Genomic DNA, 21,173 nt, shown 5'->3' on the forward strand with positions numbered 1-21,173 from the left:
CGCAGGCAGGGACCGTTGGCGGCGTGGTCCGGCCGCGGTTCGGGTACGGCGGGCCCCGCCGCCTCGCGGGGACCGTCGCCGGCCTGGGCGTGTTTCAGATTATCGCCCGCGCCGTGCGGTGGCGTGCGGGGGAGTTCACCGGCCGGCCCCGGGGGCTCCCGGGGCAGCCCTCGGGGGCTCAGCAGTGGCCGGGGCGGGCGTACAGCGTGACCTGAGCGCCCTTGACCTGCACGCGACGGCATTCGACGAAACGCTGCCGCAGGGTGTCCCGCTTGATCCGCTCCTGCGGGAACGGATCCTGCGGCTGGCCCGGCGGATCGCTCAGCGCGATGATGCGGCGGGCCGCGAGCATGCGTGCCCGTATCCGGTGCGGGGCGTTCTCGCTGCCCTCCAGGGTGTGCCCGCTGCGCGGGCCGTGCAGCACGGCCAGGTCCGGCAGGCCCCGGTACGAGCCTGGGTAGGACAGGGCCCATTCGCGCCGCCGGGCCGGCAGGAACAGCACGCCGTCGCTCGGTGACCGGTCCGACATGGTCCGCACCTCGGCCGCGATGGCCGTCACGTCGTCCTTGCGGCTGTCGGGCGTACGCATCTGAAGCGTGACGGGGACCAGGGCGCCGAGCGAGGCCAGGACCGTAAGGCCGAACAGCAGCGTCCGCGGCGCGAACCGCGTGGGACGGTCCGCGTGCCGGGCGGCGCGCAGCCACGCGTCGAGGGCGCCGCCGACGAGCAGCGCCAGGCCCAGGCAGGAGTAAAGGACATAGCGGTCGACGTACATGGGTTCGCGCAGCGAGGCCAGCAGCAGCGCCGCGGACGGTACGAGCAGCAGTGGCAGGGCGAGGCGGACAAGGCCGACCGGGCCGGCCTCCCGCGCCGGATGCGCCTCGGTCCCGGCCGCTCCGCCGCAGTCCCCGGCCCCGGTCCCGGCGCGCAGCCGGACGGCGGCGCACAGCAGGCCGACCGCGGTCATCGCGGCGAGGGTGAGCCATTCGCCCAGCTGCGGCCAGCCGATCCAGGACACCTGCCCCGACTGCCCGGCGCTGATCAGGACCAGCGGGGCCAGTCCGGCGAAGGTGAGGGCGGCAGCCGTCGCCCAGGCCCGCAGCACCTCGCGCGGCAGGCGGCCGAGGACGAGGCTCAGCCCGTGGGCGAGGAGGACCAGGACGGCGAACTCGTGCAGCCAGCCCGCGGCGACGACGGTGAGGGCGTACAGCCCCCACTTCGCCCGGGAGGTGCCGGACACCGCACACAGCAGCAGCCAGGTGGCCAGGGCGACGAGCGCGCAGACCATCGCGTACGAACGCCCCTCCTGCGCGTACATCTGCACGGGCGGGACGAGGGCGAAGCAGAGGCCGCTGACCACTCCCACCCGGTTGTTCACCAGGCGGCTGCCGATCGAGGCGACGAGGAACGCGGAGAGCGCCGTCGCGAGCACCGAAGGGAGCCGCAGGGTCAGCAGTCCGTCGTCCCATACGGCGAACAGCGCGTGCATGAGTAAGTAGTAGAGACCGTGCACCGCGTCGGCATTGCCCAGCAGTTGCCAGATCTCCGAAGGGCTCCGGTGCGCGACCTGATAGGTGACTGATTCGTCGCGCCACATGCTGTTGTCCCGGGTAATACCCCACAGTCCCATCAGCAGTGCCGACAATGCGGGAAGCAACCCCGGCAGGTACGGCCCGAGAGGCCGGGAACCCCGCTCGGTACTCCGGGTGCATTCGCCTTGTGCGGGCCGCAGCCCGGTGGAAGTGGCCGTGCTCTGCGGTCGGTTGATGAGACGCTCCGATTCGGGCCGGCGGAGTCCGTGGGAGGGTGTGACTTTTCGGCTTTCACCCTACCCAACACCGCTGGATTCGGGGGCGTTTGGGAGGACAGGGCAGAATGGCGAATTCCGTTTGTACGCACGAACTCGGCGAGTCCGTATGCCCGCCCGCCCGGCCGGTCAGCGCAGGAGGTTCCGCGTCCACCTCGGGCAGCGGGCCGTCCGCGCGGATCGCGGTGCCGTCGTGCGCCCGGCAGGGACTGCGGGACAGCGCTGAGGCGGCGGGCGAGCCGGCGGCGGAGACCGGGGGCGCGGTGGGGGTGCGCACCGCGCAGATAAGGACGGACTCGGCCGGTCCTGTGCGGCGTGGATGACGGGGGCGATCGCCGCACCCGTGCGTTTCCGAGGGTGCGGATGTGGTGATCCAGATGGATGCCGACCTCTCGCATCCGGTATCCGGAGTTCCGGTTGCGTTCGAAACAGTGTTCGCCGAGGATGCCGCGCTGGTGAAAGGTTCCCGATAAGCGGCGGGCGGTTCGCTTGCGACGAGTGGCCGTGGCCTCGCAAGGCACTCTCCGCATGGGCGAATTTCTACGTCAATGCGATTCTGCGGCTGCAGGTGAAGGAAGCCACCGCCGAATTCGAGGCATGGCGGGCCTCGGTGCCGCTGAATGCGATCGACGTCCCGTCGGTGCGCAGCAATGGATATGCGTTCCAGGTGGAGACGGACCACCGGGCCGTCGGGCTCGGGTTGCGGATCGTGGAGGTGCCGATCCGGTTCGGGGAAAGGGGCAGCGGTGCGTCGAAGCCCGGTCTGCGGGCGCAGTTCGAGTCCGCCCTCGTCCCGTAACGGCTGCTCTTGGTCGAAAAGCCTCTGACCTGCGGTTTCGTCGATATTTTTCACCCGATCGGCCAGCGCCTCTGCGGGCCGGGCGGCGAAGACGCAGGGTGGTTCCATGTGGCCCCATCGAGTCTGGCTGGGCGCCGCGGTCCTCCCGCTCACCCTGTTGACGCTGCGGGACGCCCCGGTACGCCTCGTGCTGCCCGTCCCCGCCGCCCCCGCTCACGAGCGGCCGCGCGGCGGGGTGCCGCAGCCGGCGATCGTCAGCCGGGCGGCCTGGCATGCGGACGAGGGCATGGTCAGGGAGCCGGCGGTCTACACGGGCGCGGTCCGGGCCGTCTTCATCCATCACACGGGGAGTCCAACGACTACGACTGCGCGGACGTGCCGCGCATGCTGCAGGCGGTGGAGGAGGCCCACATCAAGGGCAACGGCTGGGACGACATCGGCTACAACTTCCTCGTCGACCGGTGCGGGACGATATACGAGGGCCGGGCCGGCGGCATCGGGCGCTCGGTCCGGGGTGCGCACACCACGGGCTTCAACGCCGACAGCGTGGGCATAGCGGTGCTGGGCAACTACGGACGCGGCACCAAGGTGCCGCCGGTCCTCATACGCGCCCTCGCGAAGGTGGCCGCGTGGAAGCTGCGGCCCGGCGCCGATCCGCGCGGCAAGGTGCGGCTGGTCTCGACGAACGACGCGAGCAGGTACCCGAAGGGCACGGCCGTCACACTGCACGTCATAGCGGGCCACCGTGACGTGTACCAGACGAACTGCCCCGGCGAGGCGCTGTACGCGCAGCTGCCGGCGATACGGGCCGCGACGGCGGCCCTGCGCGAGAGGCTGACGGGGACGGCGGACGCGGAGACACCGCGCTGAGGCGGCGTTCGCGGTGAGAGCCGGCCCTCGCCGGTGAGTTCTGGGCGGGCGGGCCGCGGGGCTGTGACGGTGCATGGGGGCGGTGGACGCGGAGACACCGTGCTGAGGCGGGCTCCGCGGTGAGAGCCGGCCCTCGCCGGTGAGTTTCCCGGCCCCTGAGGCGGGCTCCGCAGTGAGTCCGGTCCCGGCTCCCGCGAGTGAGTCCCGGCTCCCGCGGCTCGCCGCGCTGTGACGGGCTACGGGGGAGGGCCCCGGGGCCGTGTCCACCGACCGGTGGACGTCGGGTTCCACCGGTCGAGGCTGCCGGGCGGGTGGCCTCGCGGACCAGCATTTACCGCATGAGAATGCGACCTGTACGTATGGCCCGCTGGAGTGCGCGGCACCCGTGGACAGCGATCGTCGGCTGGTTCGTCTTCGTCCTGCTGTGCCTGGGCGCGGGCATCACCGCCGGCAACAACCCGGCCACCACCGAGGACTTCTGGGTCGGCGAGGCCGGCCACGCCGAGTCGATGGCCACCGACGGCGGCCTGCAGCGCCGGCCCACCGAGCACGTCCTGATCCGGGCCAGGTCCGGCCCCCTGGACCTAACCCGGGCCGGCGCGGCGGCCCGTGACGTCACCGCCCGGATGAACGGGCTCCCTGAGGTGGCCGACGTGGCACCCCCGGTCCGCTCGAAGGACGGCAAGGCCCTGCGGGTGACCGTGGTCATGAAGGGCGCCGAACTGGACGCGAAGAAGAACGTCGTCCCGCTCCTGGACCGGACGGCGCAGGTGGCCGCCGCTCACCCGGACCTGATAGTGGAGGAGACCGGTTCCCCCGCCATCAGCAAGGGCGTCAACGACCAGCGCGGCGAGGACCTCGCCCTCTCCGAACGCCTCACCCTGCCGGTCACGCTCGTCATCCTGCTGATCGTCTTCGGCTCGGTGGTCATGGCCGGCGTACCGCTGCTGCTGGCGCTCTCCTCGATCGCCGCGACGATGGGCCTGGCCATGCTGGCCTCGCACCTTATGCCCGACCCCGGCGTCGGGACCAACATGATCCTGCTCATCGGACTCGCGGTGGGCGTCGACTACACGCTCTTCTACCTCAAGCGCGAACGCGAGGAGCGGGCCCGTGCGGGCGGCCGGCTCGGTCCCGAGGCGCTGGTGGAGCTTGCGGCGGCGACGGCGGGGCGGGCCATCGTGGTCTCCGGCCTCGCGGTGATCGTCTCCACCGCCACCCTCTACCTGGCCACGGACGTCATCTTCTCGTCGCTGGCGACGGGCACCGTCCTGGTCGTCGCCGTAGCCGTGATCAGCTCGCTCACCGTGCTGCCCGCCCTCCTGGTGAAGCTCGGCCACCGCACCGAATGGCGCGCCGCCAAGAAGGCGGCCCGGCAGGCGAAGCGCGGTGCGCCGGTCGCGACGAAGCCGGCGAAGCCCGAGAACGGCCGGGTGTTCGCCGCCCTCATGCGTCCCGCGCAGCGGCACCCGGGGATCACCCTGTGCGTGTCCGTCCTGGTCATGCTCGCGGTGGCTGCGCCCATGCTGGGGCTCAAGCTCATCGACCCGGGCAAGGACACCTTCTCCCGCTCCATCCCGGCCATGCAGGTGTACGACCGGCTGACCGGCGAATTCCCCGAACTCCTGGTCAAGCACGAGGTCGTGGCCCGCGCCACCCCCGGCCGGGCCGCCGAGGTCAGGCAGGCGCTGGCCGATCTCGGGCAGCGGGCCCAGGCGGACCCGCTCTTCTCCCGGAACGCCGAGCCCGTGGTGCGGACCTCGGACGACGGCCGGATCAGCGTGCTGGAACTGGCCGTGCCGCACCCCGCCCCCTCCGCCGAGGCGATCGACTCACTGAACCACCTCCGTGACCGGTACATCCCCTCCACCGTAGGCGGGTTGACGGGTGTGGAAGCGGCCGTCAGCGGCGACGTGGCCCGCGGACAGGACTATGTGCACCACGAGCGGCGCAAGTTGCCGCTGGTGATCGGCTTCCTCCTGCTGCTGACCTTCGCGACGACGGCGGTGGCCTTCCGTTCCGTGGTCGTCGGCCTGATAGGCGTCGTACTGAACCTGCTGTCCGCGGCGGCCGCGCTCGGCGCACTCGTGCTGGTCTTCCAGGGCACCTGGGCGGAGAACCTGCTCGACTTCGACTCGCTCGGCGCGATCGCTTCCAGGGTGCCGCTCTTCCTCTTCGTGATCCTTTTCGGCCTGTCGATGGACTACCAGGTCTTCGTCGTCAGCCGGATCAAGGAAGCCATGGAGCACGGGATGACGGCCCGCGAGGCGGTCATCGACGGCATCGCCCGGTCGGCGAAGGTGGTGACGAGCGCGGCGCTGGTGATGGTCACGGTGTTCGCGGCCTTCGTCTTCCTGCACCTGACCGAGATGAAGCAGATGGGCTTCTGCCTGGCGGTCGCGGTCCTGCTGGACGCCGTGGTCATCCGGATGATGATCCTGCCGTCCGTGCTGCTGCTCCTCGGCGAGCGTGCCTGGCGCCCGCTGCGCCGCTCGCGGCGGACGCGCAGCACTGCCCCGGCCGCCCCTTCCCTCCCGCACGTAGGCTGACGCGCATGATTCAACGGCCTCGGCGCGGCGACCCGTTCTGGATCTGGGTGCTTCATGGGTGGGAGGCGTTCTCCTGGGCACTCATCGCCCTGGTCACGCTGGTCACGATGCTGGGCGGCACTCCGGTGTCGCGCAAGCTCGTACTGCTCGCGCTGATGGCCGTGCTCGGCCTCTGTTACGCCCTGGTGCGCAGGAACCCCGGCCATCCGGTGTTCGGCCCGAGCCGCTATCTCTGCGTGCTCGTCGTGGTGTTGGGCGTCGTCTCGTGGCTCGGCGACGGCCTCGGGGTGTTCTACTTCGTGACGCTCGCGCAGTTCATCGTGTTCGCCGACAGGCCGAGGGACGCGATCCTTTTCAGCGGCCTCGGCGCCCTGGGGATCACGGTCGGCGGCAGCCTGCGGGCGGGCGGGCAGGCGCATGTGTTCCTCACCAACACCGGTTCGTCGCTGGGCGTCTGGGCCGTGGCGGTCCTGATGGCGGTGCTGACGCCCCGGGCGCTGGCGCAGCGTGACGAACGTGCGGCGCTGCGGGCGGAGTTGAAGAGCACCCGGCTCGAACTGGCCGAGGTCCACCAGCGCCAGGGCGCCGCGGAGGAACGCGAACGCCTCGCCCGGGAGATCCACGACACCCTCGCCCAGGGCTTCGCCTCCATCATCGTGCTGGCGGAGGCGGCCAGGTCCCAGCTGGCCCTGGACGTCGACCGCAGCGCCCAGCAGTTGCAGTCGATCGAGCAGACGGCCCGGGAGAACCTCGCCGAGGCCCGGGTCCTGGTCGGCGCCGCCCCCAGCAGCGGCGTGGCGGCCGGATCGCTCGCCGCGACGCTCCGCCGCACCCTGGACCGCTTCACCGAGGACACCGGCCTCACGGTCACGGCGGAACTGGCGGACATCGCGTGCGACCAGCCGACCCGGATCGCCCTGTTGCGGTGCACCCAGGAGTCGTTGGCCAACATCCGCAAGCACGCCGCCGCCACCACCGTGGGCGTGGTGCTGGCCCGGCAGCCCGGCTGCGCGGAGCTGGAGATAACCGACGACGGCCGCGGGTTCGTCGTCGAGGACTCCCACGGCTTCGGCCTGGACGGCATGCGCAGACGCCTCGCGGAGTTCGGCGGCGGTCTCACCGTCACCAGCTCGGTCGGCGACGGCACCCGCATCCTCGCCACGATCCCTCTGAACGACAGGCCCCAGGTGTGACATGAACCCCGACCCCGCGGCAGCAGCCGCTCCCCTGCGCATCATCCTGGCCGACGACCACACGGTGATGCGTGCCGGCCTGGTCGCCCTGCTGGGCTCGGAACCCACCATCGCCATCGTCGGGGAGGCGGGCGACGGTCGGGAGGCCGTCCGCCTCGTCGAGCGGCTCCGGCCGGACCTGGCCCTGCTCGACCTGCGGATGCCGGTCCTCGACGGGGTGGGCGCCACCACGGAGATCGTCGCGGGGCCCACCGGCACCCGCGTCCTGATCCTGACCACGTACGACACCGACGCGGACATCGAACGCGGCGTGGAGGCCGGCGCCACCGGCTACCTGCTCAAGGACGCCACCCGCGAACAGCTCGTCGACGCCATACACGCGGCCTCCCGCGGCGAGACGGTGCTGGCGCCGCGGGTCGCCCAGCGCCTGGTCGCCAAGATGCGCCGGCCGGTGCCCGTGCACCTGACCGCCCGCGAGTCCGAGGTGCTCGAAGCGGTCGCCGACGGCCTGTCGAACGTGGAGATCGGCCGCCGGCTGTTCATCGGCGAGGCCACGGTGAAGACCCACCTCCTGCGGATCTTCGCCAAGCTCGACGTCAACGACCGCACGCGTGCGGTGGTCGTCGCGATGGACGGGGGCCTGCTGCGGCGGCGTCAGGGACCTGCGTGAGCGGCCGGGGGCAGGGGGCGCGGGGGCAGGGCGCCGCCGCTACAGCGCGTCCGGTCCCCGCTCGCCGGTGCGCACCCGCACCACCGTCTCCACGGGCGACACCCACACCTTGCCGTCGCCTATCTTGTCGGTCCTGGCGGCGCGGACCATCGCCTCGATGACCGGTTCCACGTCCGGGTCGGCCACGACGACCTCGATCCGTACCTTGGGCACCAGATCGACCCGGTACTCCGCGCCCCGGTACACCTCGGTGTGGCCGCGCTGGCGGCCGTACCCGCTGGCCTCGGTGACGGTCAGCCCGTGCACGCCGAGCTCCTGGAGCACGGTCTTCACCTCGTCGAGGCGGTGCGGTCTGACGATCGCGGTGATGAGCTTCATGAGGCGGAGTTCCTGTCCTTCGAGAGCGGCGACGGGCGGACCACGGCCTGCGGCGCGCCATGACCCAGGGCGCCGTGATCGTAGGCGCTCTCCGCGTGCAGCGTCTGGTCCAGCCCCGTGAGCTCCTCCTCCGCGGAGGCCCGCAGACCCATCAGCCGGTCGATCGCCTTGCCGATCCCGTACGTCATGAGGAACGTGTACGCCGCCACGGCGAGCACGGCGACGGCCTGCCTGCCGAGCTGGCCGAGCCCGCCCCCGTAGAGCAGGCCGTCCGTGCCGCCGGTCATCGTGGCGGTCGCGAACAGGCCGATGAGCAGGGTGCCGACGATGCCGCCGACGAAGTGCACGCCGACCACGTCCAGCGAGTCGTCGTAGTCGAACCGGAACTTCCACGCGACCGCGTACGAGCAGACGACGCCCGCGGTGAGTCCGACCGCGGCGCCGCCCACTATGCCGACCGTGCCGCACGCCGGGGTGATCGCCACCAGGCCGGCGACGGCGCCCGAGGCCGCGCCGAACGTGGTGGGGTGCCCGTCGCGCTTCTGCTCGACGAAGAGCCAGCCGAGCAGTCCGGTGCACCCGGCGACGAGCGTGTTCAGGACCGAGGCCGCGGCCATGCCGTTGGCGCCGAGCGCCGAGCCGCCGTTGAAGCCGAGCCAGCCGAACCAGAGCAGTCCGGCGCCGAGCATCACCATGGGCAGGTTGTGCGGGCGCATCGCGTCCTTCTTGAACCCGATGCGCGGACCCACCACCAGGGCGAGCGCCAGCCCGGACGCGCCGGACGCGATCTCCACCACCAGACCGCCGGCGAAGTCCAGCGCGCCCAGTGAGTCCTTGATCCAGCCGCCGGGGCCCCACACCCAGTGGGCGACAGGAGCGTATACGAGCAGCGTCCACACCGGCACGAAGGCCAGCCATGCCGCGAACCTCGTACGGTCCGCGATCGCGCCGCTGATCAGCGCCGCCGTGACGATGGCGAAGGTCAGCTGGAACGTGGTGAACAGCAGGGTCGGCACGCTGCCGGTGAGGGTGCCGGGGCCGATGCCCGCCATGCCCAGGTGGTGCAGGTCTCCGACGAGCCCGCCGAACGCGTCGTCGCCGAAGGCCAGCGAGTAGCCCGCGAGCAGCCAGACGACCGTGACCAGCGCGATCGACACGAAGCTCATCATCAGCATGTTGAGGACGCTCTTCGTACGGACCATGCCGCCGTAGAACAGTGCCAGACCGGGAGTCATCAGCAGGACGAGTGCGGTGGCGGCCAGCAGCCAGGCGGTGTCGCCTGTGTCGAGGCCTGCCGCGGCCACGGTCACGTGGGTCACGGGGGAGTCCCTCCTCGGGGCGGCGTGCGGTTCGGGCGACTGCGAGCGTGACCGGCGCGCGTTTCGTAACGAGGACCTGTGTGTTTCCGCGACATTTCATTGCGCGAGGGTTGCGAAGATCTCACCGGTGCGCGCGACGCGCTCCGGGACATCGACGAGCCCGGCCCGGTGCACGGCGGGAACGGACACCGCGGTGCGCCGGGCCGCCGTACGCCGGGCCGTAGCGCGCAAGGCCGTACTGCAACGGGGCGCCCCGCCCCGCCCCGCCCCGCCCAGCGCGGCCCGGCCCGGCCCGAGGAGGCCGGGTCGCGGACGGCCCCGTCAGTGCAGGGTCTTCAGCATTTCCGCCCCGAACGGGGCGATGTCCCCGGTGCGGCCGTGCAGGGTCTTCGCGGCCCACTCGGGGTCGGCGATCAGCGCACGGCCGATGGCGACCATGTCGAACTCGTCGCGCTCCATCCGGTCCAGCAGCTGGTCGATGCCGGTGACGCCGGAGCTGTTGCCCTGGAAGGCGCTGAAGAAGTCACCGTCCAGGCCGACCGACCCGACGGTCACCGTCGGCCTGCCGATGATCTTCTTCACCCAGCCGGCGAGGTTCAGGTCCGAGCCGTCGAACTCCGGCAGCCAGTAGCGGCGGGTGGAGGCGTGGAAGACATCGACTCCGGCCTCGGCCAACGGCGTGAGCAGGGTGTCCAGTTCCTCGGGCGTCTGCGCGAGCTTCGCCTCGTAGGCGTCCATCTTCCACTGGGACATGCGGAAGAAGAGGGGGAAGGCGTCGGACACGGCCGCGCGGCAGGCCGCCACGATCTCGGCCGCGAAACGGGTGCGCGCGACGATGTCGCCGCCGTAGGCATCCGTACGGCGGTTGCTGCCGGACCACAGGAACTGGTCGATCAAGTAGCCGTGTGCACCGTGCAGTTCGACGCCGTCGAAGCCGAGACGCTCGGCCGCGGCCGCCGCGTCGGCGAACGCGGCGATGACATCGTCGAGGTCCTTCTGCGTCATGGCGCGCCCCTTGGGCTCGCCCGTCAGGGACACACCGGAAGGGCCGACCGGCTCGGCGTCCGCCACCGGCGGAGCGCCCTCGGTGCGGGTGACGCCCACGTGCCACAGCTGCGGGATGATCGCGCCGCCCGCCCGGTGCACGGAGTCGGCGACGTTCGCCCAGCCGGCGAACGCGTCCTCGCCGTGGAACCGCGGCACCCGGTCGCTGGTGCCGGCGGACCCGTGGTCGATGTAGGTGCCCTCGGTGATGATCAGCCCCACGTCGCCGGCGGCCCGTCGCGCGTAGTAGTCCGCCACGTCCTGGCCCGGCACGCCGTCCGGGGAGAACTGCCTGGTCATCGGCGCCATGGCGATCCGGTTGCGCGAGGTGAGCCCGCGTACCGCGAACGGCCGCGAGAGGGTGTCCGCTGCGCGGCTGGCGGTTACGTCTGTCACGTCATGTCCTGTTCATAGGCTCAGAGTGTCCATCCGTCGCCAACATGCGAGCCCCGCTCCGGCATCCCGCTCCCGGTCCGATGTGGCACAGGTCTCCACGGTCCGCCGCGCCACGTGCGGCACGGCGCCGCCGGTCCTGGCGGCCGGCGGTGCGGGGCCGCCGGGGCCGCCGGCCCGGGCGTGGACCAGCCAGCGGCCGCCGCCGGGGCCGCCGGGCCGGGCGTGACATCAGACAGTGGCCGCCGGCACCGCGATGGCGGTGAGAACCAGTCCCCCGCCGACCAGCCAGCGCCCGTCGAGCCGGTCCGGCAACGGGGGCGTGCCGGCGGGAGCGGCGGGGCGCGGGACGAGCAGCCTGGCCGTGAACGTCATCGTGTCCGGCGCGAAGACGATGTCCGCGTCCTCGAACCCCAGCCGCTGGCCGGTGCGGGGGTTCCAGGCCTTGTAGACGGACTCCTTCGCACTGAACAACAGGCGGTCCCAGCAGACCTCCGGGTGCCGGACCCGGTGGTCCGCCAGTCGCAGCTTCTCCCGCGGCAGCGCGATGGCGTCCAGCAGCCCGGCGCGCAGGGGCGAGTGCGGTTCGGCGTCGATGCCCAGCATCGTGATGTCCGTGTCACGGGCCAGTGCCGCGCCCCGGAACCCGGCACAGTGCGTGAGGCTTCCGACGGTCCGGCCGGGCCACTGCGGGGCGCCGTGCCGGCCGGGCAGCACCGGGCCGGGGGGCAGGCCCAGCTCACTCATCGCCAGCCGCGCGCAGTGCCGGACGGTGGTGAACTCGCGGCGCCGTGAGGCCACCGCCCTGGTGACGAGGGCCGCCTCCTGCGGGTACAGCTCCGCCTCCGGCGGATCGACGCGCGACTCCACGACGGCCGCGCAGGACGGCAGTATCCGCTCCAGCACGGGCGGGCCTCCTTCCGCTGAGCTCTGCTTGTGCGTGACCGACGGCTACCGCGGCAGGATCCGGCGCGGCGGGACCGTGGGCGGGTGCCCGGGGCGCTGCCACTCGCGGGGGTAGCCGAGCGAGACCTCCTCGAAGCGCACCCCGTCGTGCCAGGTGGTGCGGGGGATGTGCAGATGCCCGTAGACCATGACCTCGACGTGGAAGCGCAGGTGCCAGTCGGCCGTGCGTTCCGTGCCGCACCACAGGGCGAACTCCGGGTAGCGCAGGATCTGGGTGGGCTCCCGCACCAGCGGGAAGTGGTTGACCAGCACGAGGGGCAGGTCCGGGTCCAGGGCGGTCAGCCGTGCCTCCGTCTCCCGGACCCGGTGCTCGCACCACTCCTGGCGGCTGGCGTACGGGTCGGGGAAGAGGAAGAACTCGTCGGTGCACACGACCCCCTTCTCGTGCGCCTCGGCCAGAGCCTGCTCCCGGGACAGCCGGGGGGAGGTGCGGAAGGTGTAGTCGTAGAGCAGGAAGAGCGGAGCGACGACGACGGGTCCCTCGGGCCCCTCCCAGACCGGGTACGGATCCTCCGGAGTGACGACACCCAGCTCGCGGCAGAGCCGGACGAGGTGCTGGTACCGCTCGACGCCGCGCAGCCCGCTGGTGTCCTGGCGCGGGGTCCAGAGCTCGTGGTTGCCCGGCGCCCACACGACCTTGGCGAAATTGCGGCTGAGGGTGCGCAGCGCCCAGTCGATGTCCTCGGTCAGTTCGCCGAGGTCCCCGGCGACCAGCAGCCAGTCCTCGGCCGTCCGGGGGCGCAGCTCCTCGACGATCTTCCGGTTCTGTTCGTAGGCGACATGCAGATCACTGATGGCGAGCAGGTTCCCGTGGTTCAAGATCACCTGTCCAGGCAGAGGTTCGTACCGGCGTGTTCGGCCTTGCGCTCACACAACTGCGGCGGCGGGACCCGGCGCCGATGTACGGCTCCCGTCGCGCGGGCCCAGCGTTTCAGATCCCACACCGGACCGTCACCCGGATCGTCACCCCGGGCCGTCCGCGTCGTCGTCCCCGTCCGCGTCGTCGGCCTCGTCCTCGTCGAACTCGTCGTCGAGGTAGCCCTCTTCGAGCGCGTCCACCAGATGCTCATCGATCGGATTGCCCAGCGCGTCCTTCTCCATGAGCATGCGGCGCAGCACGTTCAGCGGATACAGGCCGCGTTCGGGGCCGTCGGCCGGCAGGCTCACGCAGGGGGTGTCGAGGACGCCCGCCCGGTCGGCGGGGTCGAACAGCGGGGCAGCCGCCCCGTCGGCCGTGGTGTCCGGCTCGTACTTCCACACGGTCCCCCGCTCGCGGCAGATCACTTCGCCGAGGTACCAGACGGCGCCCTGGACGAACGGACCGCGCCGCTGCGCGGCGATCTCCGCGTCGGTGTCGAAGGACTCCCGCAGCAGAGCGTCCAGCACGTCGAGGGAGGAGCGGCCGAAGTCGAACCGGTCCGCACCGCCCGCTTCCCGGGCCCAGTCGGCGAAGGCGGTCTGCCGCTCGGTCAGCCATGCCAGGAGCTCTGGGTGCCGGGCCGGATCGGAGCCGTGGTCCGCGTGGTCGTTCATAGCGCCCCACCGTAGCGAACCGTTCTGAAGCGGAACTCAAATGCCTCTCCGGGGACGTGAGTTGACATATGCCCCGTCAACAAAGCGTTGCACCAGGCGGCACTTGGGGCCCTAGGCTGACTGCCGGTGGACGGAGGAATGTCACGGGGGCCCATTCCGTCCGCCAATCCTGTCCCATGAGCCCCCACCAGGGACATGCAGTGAGCACACCGATATCAACCCGTCTGAAACGACGCCTGGCCTCGGGCCTCGCCATCGTTTCCGCGGCGGGGATGATGCTGGTCGGCCTCCCGGCCGCACCGGCACAGGCCGCACCCGGCGACGTCGCGAAGATCACCACCGGGAAGCGATGCGATCAGCTCCACCTCAAGAAGACGTACCCGCGTACTCCGGCGAACTCCGGCGCGCCCGGCAGCGGTCATCACGAAGTCTTCCCGGGTGCGGACGAGCAGTACTTCTTCGACAACCTCTTCAAGGGGTTCGACAACCTCGCCGCCCCGACCGACCAGCAGATCGACAAGGCCGGCCGGACCGACGCCGACATCGACGCGTGGGACAAGAAGTACGCGGCATCGAAGAACCCGGACGACATGCGGAACGGGATCTACGCCCGCTACGGCCGGTTCAAGGACACCGCGAGCAACCCGAACCTGGCGTTCGGGAAATGGATGTCGCGCTACCTGATCAACAACGAGATCAACAACCACAAGGGCGGCGAGTTCGAGCGCAAGACCGTGCGCGACTTCAACATGGTCGGCCCGGACTGGCTGTGCGAGGTCACCGTCGAGATCCGTGACAAGGACGGCAAGCTCGTCACGCGCCGCAAGTACGACTCGTACAACCAGAAGCGGAACGAGTTCGGCGAGTTCAAGTCCAACGGCAAGTACCGCTCGAACCAGCTCGGTGCCGACAAGATCGTCATGCGGCACAGGGACGCCAAGTTCGACTTCACGAAGAACAAGCTCGTCATGTACGCCGGGGACAGGGCCACCAAGGGGACGACGAACCAGTACGGCGCCCTGAACAGGGCCCTGCAGGGCGAGCGGAGCACCGCGGCCAACCCGGTCCGCATCTACGAGCGGCGCGCGACCGGCAAGGGCGTCTACCCGACCACCAAGTACTCCAAGTCCTACCAGGTCATGAACCCCGACCCGGCGAAGGGCTCCCGGGGCCCCTCAACGACGCCGCGTTCGAGTCCGGCAAAACGCCCGCGGACGCCAAGGCGCTCCAGCGCCAGTACCAGCAGGCCAACACCCGCAGCGGCCTCGGCCGCGGCCCGGGCGGCATCGACTTCTCCACCCTCCAGCTCCAGTACGTCGGCAATCCGGTCAAGGGCAAGGGCCTGGACTACTCCGTCAAGGCCGACTACATGGCGGACGAGGACGAGAACCCCGGCTACGGCGGCCAGGCCAAGCTCGAGCTGGCCTCCGACGCCATGTTCGCGTGGCTCGCGCTGACGCCGGACAAGTTCTGGGTCAACCTCAACCCGGACCAGCCCGACAAGATCATGGACTCGACGTTCGCGAAGACCGATGCCGGGCGGGTTCTCCTCGAATCCGACCTGGCGATGAAGAAGGACTTCGCCAACGCGATCAACCCCGACAAGCACGCCGGGGCCCGCACGTTCTGGGACACCGCCCCGCGGCGTGACGGACTGCCCTGCTTCCCGATGGTCCGCCTGTGGATCGAACCCGAGCCCGCCAAGGTCCGCGAGCAGGACGGCGGCATCTACATCCTCGACGCACCGCTGAAGGTGTCCACCGAGTGGATGGACGTCGACTACGAGAACCCCGGCGCCCGCATCTGCAAGCTCACCGATGCCGAGAAGCGCACCAGCGAGACACTGCTGCGCGCCAACGTGATGCCCGAGGTCGAGAAGCGCGTCAACACCACGGCCACCTACGCCGACCTGCGCCGCGTCTACGCCTCCCGGGTCGCCGCGGAGTGGATCCGTCAGCAGGACGCCAAGAAGCCGACCGACTTCCGCAAGATCATCAACAGCAACGACATCGACCGGTGGAAGCTGCGCGCCCCGAACCAGAACTGGTCCAAGAACGAGACCTGGCAGCGGTACATGAAGTCCTACCGCGAAGGCGCCGAGTGGTTCGAACTCCGCTACGGCGGCAAGGTCTACAACCAGGGTGTCGGCGGCATCGACTTCTCCAAGTCCCCGAAGCGGAACATCACCGAGACCCGCTTCAAGGCCGAACACCCACGCCTGCCCGCCACGACCAGGACGTCCGTCCGCGCGGAGACCTCCGCCCGGGACACCGACACCTCCTACCTGGGCGGCAACGGTGCGGGGCAGACCGGAAACGGTGGCGGGACGCCGACCCCACCCCGACCCCGACCGACCCGGGCAAGCCCGACCCGACGCCCAGCGCCCCGGGTGAGCCCGACCCGACCCACACCGACCACCCCGAGCCGGGCGGGACCGGCGGCAACAGGCCGGACCCGGACGGAGACCTCGCCCACACCGGCAACGACCTGCCGGTCGGCCTGATCACCGGTATCGCCGCCGCCGCGGTGGCCGCCGGTGCGGGTCTCGTCCGGTGGAGGCGACGCCGGAACGCCGCAGGCTGACCGGAAGCACACCCGCACGAAGGGCAGAGGGGGGTCTCCCGTTCCGGGGGACCCCCCCTCTGTGCCACCTGTGCACGGCCTGTGTCCGGACTGCGTCCGGCCTGTGTGGACCGGACGCAGCCCGCATCGGTACGGGTTTACGGGGCACGGGGTCAGTGACTACGGTGCGGGGAATGTCCCGCAGCCACGCCACACCCGCAACCCCCGTAAGACGAGCAATGGTGCAGGTAGGTTCCACTGCCGGATGGGGTGAAATCCGTGGGTGAAGCACGGCAGACGTCCCAGTACCGGGCAGCTGCGGTGCTGCCTGCCCCGCGTGCGGTCCTGCCGGATCCGCAGCCGCCCCGGCCCGCCCCGCGCAGGCCGTCGGCACCCGCGGGCGCCGGCGGCGGCAAGATGCGGGACGCGTTCTTCGACAACGCCAAGTACCTGGCGATCGTCCTGGTCGCGATGGGACACGCGTGGGAGCCGCTGCGCGGTGACAGCAGGGCCGCGGCCGCCCTCTACATGGCCGTCTACGCGTTCCACATGCCGGCGTTCATCGTGATCTCCGGCTTCTTCTCGCGCAGCTTCGACGCGAGTCCGAACCGGATCAGGCGCCTGATCACGGGCGTGGCCGTGCCCTACGTGATCTTCGAGATCGCGTACACCGTGTTCAAGTGGGTCGCCGACGACGACCCGGGCTACCCGATCAGTCTGCAGGACCCTGGTACCTGACCTGGTTCCTGATCGCGCTGTTCATCTGGCGGCTGACCACCCCGATGTGGAAGTACGTCCGGTGGCCGCTGCCGCTGGCCCTGGTGATCGCGATGCTGGCCTCCGTCTCGCCCGACATCGGTGACGACCTCGACCTGCAGCGCGTCCTGCAGTTCCTGCCGTTCTTCGTGCTCGGACTGGTCCTCACACCCGAGCACTTCCGGCTCGTACGCCGCCGGAAGGCCCGCCTGCTGGCGATACCGGTCCTCGCGGCCACGCTGGCGTTCGCGTACTGGGTCGCCCCCCATGTGAGCGCCGCCTGGTTCTACCGCCGGGACAGCGCCCAGGAGCTCGGGGCACCGGGCTGGACCGGCGCCGTCATGACGCTCGCCATGTTCGGCTGCTCGGTGGTCCTGGTCGCCTGCTTCTTCTCCTGGGTCCCGGGCCGCAAGCTGTGGTTCACGGCCCTCGGCGCGGGCACCCTGTACGGCTACCTCCTGCACGGCTTCGTCGCCAAGGGCTCCCGCTTCTGGGACTGGTACGACGCACAGTGGCTGCACACCCCGCTCGGCGAGGTCGCGGCGACCTTGCTGGCAGCCTCGGTGATCACGGTGCTCTGCACACCACCGGTGCAGCGGATGTTCCGGTTCGCGATGGAGCCGAAGCTGGAATGGGCCTTCAAGCCCACGACGGCCGTCGGCGAGGGGAAGCGGCAGCGGTCCGTGTGAGCGACTGGAGCAACGACACGATCCCGTCCGGCCGAACCCGTCGGACGGGATCGTGTCGGACCGGGTCAGCCGGATGGGATCGCCTCGTACAGGGCCCCACCCCTCCCCACTCGGGTCCGCCGGGTGCCGGGACGCTCACTCCGGCGGCTGCTCCGGCGGGTTGAGCCTGCGGAAGTACGTCCAGCTGGTCTCGTTCGGCTCGCTCCACTTCTCCGGCGCATGCGCGAACTCCGGCTGGTGCTCGGCGATGTAGGTACGAGTGCGCTCGGGGACCTCGGCGTACGAGCCCAGCTTCCGGCCCCGGCAGTGGAAGGTGAGGCCACCCGGCGCCTGGCCGCGGGCCATCCACGGGAGCCACGGGGACATCCGGGTCCACGACATCGTGGCCGGGACGCCGGGGGCCGGGCCGGCCAGGTCGGCGCGATCGGCGAAGAACTGGAAGAGCTCCAGGGCCTTGTAGGTGTCGCCGGCCGAGTGGACGGGGTACTGGGCCACCGGCAGCGGCGAGGGGTAGGACAGCGGGATCTCCAGGCTGAAGCAGACCTGGCCGCCGAGTTCGGTCGTCGGGATCGGGAAGGGGCGCCACTTCTGGTTCGCCGGGTCGTTCCAGACGTGCACCACCGGCAGGTCCTGCCAGGTGTCCAGGATCTCGCGGGTGACGGGGTCCAGGTAGAAGGCGGCCTCACGGGTGAGCAGTTGATAGGCGTCCGGGCCGGCCTCCACGTCCTGGACCAGGCGGGCGACGTTGAGCCCTTCGAAGCCGAAGACGCGTCGGTAGGGCTCGTCGGGGGTCCAGGAGTACACGTCTCCGGACCACCAGTACGTGACCTCCTCGCCGTCCAGCGAGGCCCGGGTGCGGGCGAAGGAGCGGAGCGGCTCAGCTGGTGTCGTCATACGGACCACTCTGCGCGACGTCCACCTCGGCCGGGAAGGGAACGTCCGGACCGGGCGGGAACCAGGGCCTCAGTCGTGCAGTGTGCGTGGCGGGAGTCGGGGGCGGCCCCGCCGGCCGTGCTCGCGCCGGCCGTGCTCGCGCCGGCCGTGCTCGCGCCGGCCGTGCTCGCGCCGGTCCGGGGAGGTTGGCCCGTACATGAACGCGGCGGCGCACTCCGGCGGTGCCGGGGTGCGCCGCCCTGGGGTGGGACGGGTTGCGGGTGGTGGCCCGCGTGGTCATGCCGGTTACTTCGGGTCGTTGTTGAACTTGGCGGTCGACCAGAAGTATCCGAGGACGGTGAGGGCGAGGCACCAGGCGATGGCGAGCCATCCGTTGTTGCCGATCTCGGTGCCGAGGAGCAGGCCGCGCAGGGTTTCGATGGCGGGGGTGAAGGGCTGGTACTCGGCGACGGGCTGGAACCAGCCGGGCATGGACTCGACCGGGGTGAAGGCGCTGGACAGCAGGGGCAGCAGGATCAGCGGCATCGCGTTGTTGCCCGCGGCTTCGGCGTTGGGGCTGATGAGGCCCATCCCGACGGCGATCCAGGTGAGTGCGAGGGCGAAGAGGACGAGCAGTCCGAATGCCGCGAGCCACTCCAGGACGGTGGCGTCGACGGAGCGGAAGCCGATGGCCACGCCCACGGCCCCGACCAGGACGACGCTGGCGACGGCCTGGAGGACGCTGCCGATGACGTGGCCGACGAGCACGGAACCGCGGTGGATGGCCATGGTGCGGAAGCGGGCGATGATGCCCTCGGTCATGTCGTTGGAGACCGATACCGCGGTGCCGACGACGGTGCTGCCGATGGTCATCAGCAGGATCCCCGGGACGATGTAGGCGATGTAGTCGGAGCGGTCCGTGCCGCCGATGCCCGCGCTCATCGTGTCGCCGAAGATGTAGACGAAGAGCAGCAGCAGCATGACCGGGGTGAGCAGCAGGTTCAGGGTGAGCGAGGGGTAGCGCCGGGCGTGGAGCAGGTTGCGACGCAGCATCGTGGAGGAGTCGCGGACGGCGAGGGAGAAGGTGCTCATCGGGCTGTCTCCTTGGACTGGCCGGCCTGGCTGGGCAGGCTGGGCTGCGGGTCGTTGCTGGTCAGGGCGAAGAACACGTCGTCGAGGTCGGGTGTGTGGACGGTGAGTTCGTCGGCCTCGATGCCTGCTGTGTCCAACTGGGCGAGGAGGATGCGCAGTTCGCGCTGGCTGCCGTCGCTGAGGATTTGCAGTGAGAGTGCTTCGTCGTCGCGGGTGGCGTCGGTGAGGGTGTCGGCGGCGTTGCGGTAGGCGGTGGGGTCGGTGAAGCGGAGTCGTACGTGTCCGCCGGGGACGATGCGCTTGAGTTCGTCGGCGGTGCCTTCTGCGGCGATCTTGCCGTTGTTGAGTACGGCGATGCGGTCGGCGAGTTGGTCGGCTTCTTCGAGGTACTGGGTGGTGAGGAGGACGGTGACGCCGGTGGCGACGAGTTCGCGGATGATCTTCCACATGTTGTGGCGGGAGCGGGGGTCGAGACCGGTGGTGGGTTCGTCGAGGAAGATGATTCTGGGGTTGCCGACGAGGGTCATGGCGATGTCGAGGCGGCGCTTCATGCCGCCGGAGTAGGTGGAGGCGGGTTTCTTCGCGGCGTCGGTGAGGTCGAAGCGTTCCAGCAGCTCGGCGGCGATGCGGCGGCCTTCGCTGCGGGTGAGGTGGTGGAGGTCGGCCATGAGGAGCATGTTCTCCTCGCCGGTGATCAGTCCGTCGACGGCGGAGAACTGTCCGGTGACGCCGATCGCGGCCCGTACGGCCTGTGGGTCCGTGGCGAGGTCGTGGCCGCCGACGTGGATCTTTCCGGAGCCGGCGTCGGCGGTGATGAGTGTGGAGAGGATTTTGACGGCGGTGGTCTTGCCGGCGCCGTTCGGACCGAGCAGCGCGAAGACCGTTCCCTCGGGGACGTTCAGGTCGATGCCGTCAAGGACGACCTTGTCGCCGTAGGACTTGTGCAGTTCGTTTGCCGAGATGGCCGAGCTGGTCATGATGGGTGCTCCTCAGAGGCTGCGGGCGGTGATGTCGCCGTGGGCGGTGGTGGCGTGGATGTTCAGGGCGGCGGTGGCGCCTTCGGTGTTCTGGAGCGAGTTGTTGATCCGGCCGTAGCCGGAGCCGGCGTCCAGGGACGCGGAGACCCCGCGGGCGGCGCCGACCGAGATCTCGCCGGACTGGGTGCTCAGGTTGACCGTGCCGCGCACGGCCTCGGTGATGCGGATGTCGCCCTTCTGGGTGCTGATCTCCGCGGGGCCGCCCAGGCGGCCGACCGAGACGTCACCGGCCTGGAGGGTGAGGCGGGCGCCGTCCGTCTCGTCGAGCTTGACCGTGCCCTGCGCGCCCTCGAAGGCGACGTCGCCGAGCCGTCCGACGCCCCGGAACTCGGCAAGGGCAGCCTTCGCCTCGACACGGGAGCCGGTGGGGAGCTGGATGGTGACCTCGACGGATCCGGAGTTGCCGAGGAGCCGGTTCTTCGCCGCGGGGGCCGCGATGTGCAGGGTGCCGTCGCTGTAGGCGACCTCGATCTGCTCCGCGGCCTTCACGTCGCGGCTCTTGGAGCGGTCCGCCGGCAGGACCTCGACCGTGGTGTCGGCCCGGTCGGCGGCGATGAGGCGGATGCGTCCGGCCGGGATGTCCAGGACTGCGGAGACGGGGTGGGGGTGTCGAACTTCTGCATGGTCTTTTCCTTCGACTCGT

At 70.8% G+C, this 21,173-nt stretch carries 18 protein-coding genes and 3 pseudogenes; 9 read left to right on the forward strand and 12 right to left on the reverse strand.

The window, feature by feature from the left end; all coding sequences use genetic code 11:
• Positions 1–178: 178 nt before the first annotated feature.
• Positions 179–1,645, reverse strand: a complete 1,467-nt coding sequence (locus LNW71_RS15910; RefSeq protein WP_250968827.1) for a glycosyltransferase family 39 protein — start codon at positions 1,643–1,645, stop codon at positions 179–181.
• 230 nt (positions 1,646–1,875) lie between these two features.
• On the opposite strand from LNW71_RS15910, the gene LNW71_RS15915 reads away from it, so the two are divergent.
• From LNW71_RS15915 to LNW71_RS15940, 6 genes and pseudogenes are all read left to right on the forward strand, one after another.
• Positions 1,876–2,130, forward strand: coding sequence for a hypothetical protein (locus tag LNW71_RS15915; protein WP_250968828.1), 255 nt, complete (start codon positions 1,876–1,878; stop codon positions 2,128–2,130).
• 245 nt (positions 2,131–2,375) lie between these two features.
• Positions 2,376–2,606, forward strand: a complete 231-nt coding sequence (locus tag LNW71_RS15920; protein ID WP_250968829.1) for a hypothetical protein — start codon at positions 2,376–2,378, stop codon at positions 2,604–2,606.
• 106 nt (positions 2,607–2,712) lie between these two features.
• Positions 2,713–3,476 (forward strand): annotated as a pseudogene (locus LNW71_RS15925) (peptidoglycan recognition protein).
• A gap of 338 nt (positions 3,477–3,814) precedes the next feature.
• Positions 3,815–6,025 carry an MMPL family transporter gene (locus LNW71_RS15930; RefSeq protein WP_250968830.1) on the forward strand — a complete coding sequence of 737 codons (2,211 nt, stop codon included), beginning with the start codon at positions 3,815–3,817 and terminating at the stop codon, positions 6,023–6,025.
• Between the two features lie 5 nt (positions 6,026–6,030).
• The gene (locus tag LNW71_RS15935; RefSeq protein ID WP_250968831.1) at positions 6,031–7,218 is read left to right on the forward strand and encodes a sensor histidine kinase; all 1,188 of its coding nucleotides are present in this window, start codon (positions 6,031–6,033) and stop codon (positions 7,216–7,218) included.
• A 1-nt stretch (position 7,219) separates the two neighbouring features.
• The gene (locus tag LNW71_RS15940; RefSeq protein WP_250968832.1) at positions 7,220–7,888 is read left to right on the forward strand and encodes a response regulator transcription factor; all 669 of its coding nucleotides are present in this window, start codon (positions 7,220–7,222) and stop codon (positions 7,886–7,888) included.
• Positions 7,889–7,927: 39 nt separating this feature from the next.
• On the opposite strand, the gene LNW71_RS15945 is transcribed toward LNW71_RS15940, so the two are convergent.
• The 7 genes from LNW71_RS15945 to LNW71_RS15970 all read right to left on the reverse strand — a co-directional run bounded on the left by LNW71_RS15945 (position 7,928) and on the right by LNW71_RS15970 (position 13,521).
• Entirely contained in the window at positions 7,928–8,266 is a 339-nt protein-coding gene (locus LNW71_RS15945) for a P-II family nitrogen regulator (RefSeq protein WP_250968833.1), read from the reverse strand.
• On the reverse strand, positions 8,263–9,585 hold the full coding sequence (locus LNW71_RS15950) for an ammonium transporter (protein ID WP_250968834.1): 1,323 nt from the start codon (positions 9,583–9,585) through the stop codon (positions 8,263–8,265). Before LNW71_RS15950 ends, LNW71_RS15945 begins: the two co-directional genes overlap by 4 nt.
• 96 nt (positions 9,586–9,681) lie before the next feature.
• Entirely contained in the window at positions 9,682–9,816 is a 135-nt protein-coding gene (locus tag LNW71_RS36150) for a hypothetical protein (RefSeq protein WP_285802133.1), read from the reverse strand.
• Between the two features lie 90 nt (positions 9,817–9,906).
• A complete protein-coding gene (locus tag LNW71_RS15955) occupies positions 9,907–11,025 on the reverse strand; it encodes an NADH:flavin oxidoreductase (RefSeq protein WP_250968835.1) in 1,119 nt (372 codons plus the stop codon).
• Positions 11,026–11,253: 228 nt separating this feature from the next.
• Entirely contained in the window at positions 11,254–11,928 is a 675-nt protein-coding gene (locus LNW71_RS15960) for a 4'-phosphopantetheinyl transferase superfamily protein (RefSeq protein ID WP_250968836.1), read from the reverse strand.
• A gap of 45 nt (positions 11,929–11,973) precedes the next feature.
• Positions 11,974–12,807 carry a metallophosphoesterase gene (locus tag LNW71_RS15965; protein ID WP_250968837.1) on the reverse strand — a complete coding sequence of 278 codons (834 nt, stop codon included), beginning with the start codon at positions 12,805–12,807 and terminating at the stop codon, positions 11,974–11,976.
• A gap of 144 nt (positions 12,808–12,951) precedes the next feature.
• Positions 12,952–13,521 (reverse strand): hypothetical protein, encoded by a 570-nt coding sequence (locus LNW71_RS15970; protein WP_250968838.1) that lies wholly within the window; start codon positions 13,519–13,521, stop codon positions 12,952–12,954.
• A 200-nt stretch (positions 13,522–13,721) separates the two neighbouring features.
• Here LNW71_RS15970 and LNW71_RS15975 point away from each other — a divergent pair, with 200 nt between their 5' ends.
• From LNW71_RS15975 to LNW71_RS15985, 3 genes and pseudogenes are all read left to right on the forward strand, one after another.
• Positions 13,722–14,978, forward strand: a complete 1,257-nt coding sequence (locus LNW71_RS15975; RefSeq protein ID WP_250968839.1) for a hypothetical protein — start codon at positions 13,722–13,724, stop codon at positions 14,976–14,978.
• Complete coding sequence (locus LNW71_RS15980) at positions 14,891–16,024, forward strand: hypothetical protein (RefSeq protein ID WP_250968840.1); 1,134 nt, start codon at positions 14,891–14,893, stop codon at positions 16,022–16,024. Before LNW71_RS15975 ends, LNW71_RS15980 begins: the two co-directional genes overlap by 88 nt.
• 383 nt (positions 16,025–16,407) lie before the next feature.
• Positions 16,408–17,528, forward strand: a pseudogene (locus LNW71_RS15985) (acyltransferase family protein).
• Positions 17,529–17,663: 135 nt separating this feature from the next.
• Here the strand turns inward: LNW71_RS15985 and LNW71_RS15990 are convergent.
• The 4 genes and pseudogenes from LNW71_RS15990 to LNW71_RS16005 form a co-directional block, all read right to left on the reverse strand.
• A complete protein-coding gene (locus tag LNW71_RS15990; protein ID WP_250968841.1) occupies positions 17,664–18,422 on the reverse strand; it encodes a DUF1838 family protein in 759 nt (252 codons plus the stop codon).
• A gap of 285 nt (positions 18,423–18,707) precedes the next feature.
• The gene (locus LNW71_RS15995) at positions 18,708–19,493 is read right to left on the reverse strand and encodes an ABC transporter permease (protein ID WP_250968842.1); all 786 of its coding nucleotides are present in this window, start codon (positions 19,491–19,493) and stop codon (positions 18,708–18,710) included.
• Positions 19,490–20,470, reverse strand: a complete 981-nt coding sequence (locus tag LNW71_RS16000) for an ATP-binding cassette domain-containing protein (protein WP_250968843.1) — start codon at positions 20,468–20,470, stop codon at positions 19,490–19,492. Before LNW71_RS16000 ends, LNW71_RS15995 begins: the two co-directional genes overlap by 4 nt.
• 12 nt (positions 20,471–20,482) lie before the next feature.
• Positions 20,483–21,153, reverse strand: a pseudogene (locus LNW71_RS16005) (DUF4097 family beta strand repeat-containing protein).
• Between the last annotated feature and the right edge of the window lie 20 nt (positions 21,154–21,173).

This window comes from Streptomyces sp. RKAG290 (assembly GCF_023701695.1).
Classification (GTDB): Bacteria; Actinomycetota; Actinomycetes; order Streptomycetales; family Streptomycetaceae; genus Streptomyces.